The following is a 949-nucleotide window of genomic DNA, read 5'->3' on the forward strand; positions in this document are numbered from 1 at the left end:
TCACACGCACACCTGCGATCACATCGTCTTGAGTATTGTCAGGGTTACGAATCGCTTTGATCGATACATACGGTTGATCCGCTGGACCGTTCATTAAGATCTTACCTTCTTCGATCACCAAATCTTGACCAAATGAACGGTAAGAACCGTCAACGATGTTTACCTCACCAACGATGAATGGTCCTTTGTCTTTTTGTGTCACGTTAAGGCTACCTTTCAAGCCGCCCTTCAAGCCAAACGCCGCAAGTTGGAAGTCGTCACCAATCTTGATGTTGATGTCCGTTTCGACGTTGAATGGCATAGCCGTCACTTCATCAACTGGCTGTAAATCCTTGTTTAAAATCACGGTATCACTCGACACACCAACCGCACTTGGTGGCAGTTCCTCAATGACGATACGTCCCCACGGCAGATTGATATTACCTTCCACCTTCGCCAACTGCGGCGTGACATCAATGGTCATGTCCGGCTCAACTTTGATTTTGACCATCGGCGGCATATCAACTTTCAGCTCTTTTGCAAACACGCGGGCACGAGTTCGCCAGTCTTGCAGGTCACGCCAGTCAGCATCACCGGTGATTTCTAGCTTACCGTCAGGCGTAATGATCCCAGCATCCAAATCCGCTTGGTGACCTTTAAAGTTGATCACGACTTGTCCGGAGTTGATGTCGATTGGCGTCACTTCGCCTTGCAGCTTCATTTGATCGATAAGGAACTGACCATTCACTTTTGGATGCATTACATCACCAGACAAGGCCAAATCAGTATTCATATTCGCCTTGAACAAGCTGTATTCCCCGATCAACGGAGCCAAGAAGTCCAAGTGGAACGTAGAAAGCGCAACCTTACCGTCAATAGTTGGCTTCTCAGATGAGACATTCAGTAAAGAAACCTTACCAGACAAGTCACCGTTATCTTTCACATCAAATAGCCACTCGGCATCAAGCTT

At 47.3% G+C, this 949-nt stretch carries 1 protein-coding gene; it reads right to left on the reverse strand.

Going from position 1 to position 949, the window contains the following annotated elements; all coding sequences use genetic code 11:
• A partial coding sequence (locus R7R78_RS24755; protein WP_225474452.1) for a translocation/assembly module TamB domain-containing protein occupies nucleotides 1–949 on the reverse strand: 949 nt, incomplete at both ends.

Source organism: Vibrio sp. 2134-1, assembly GCF_033339495.1.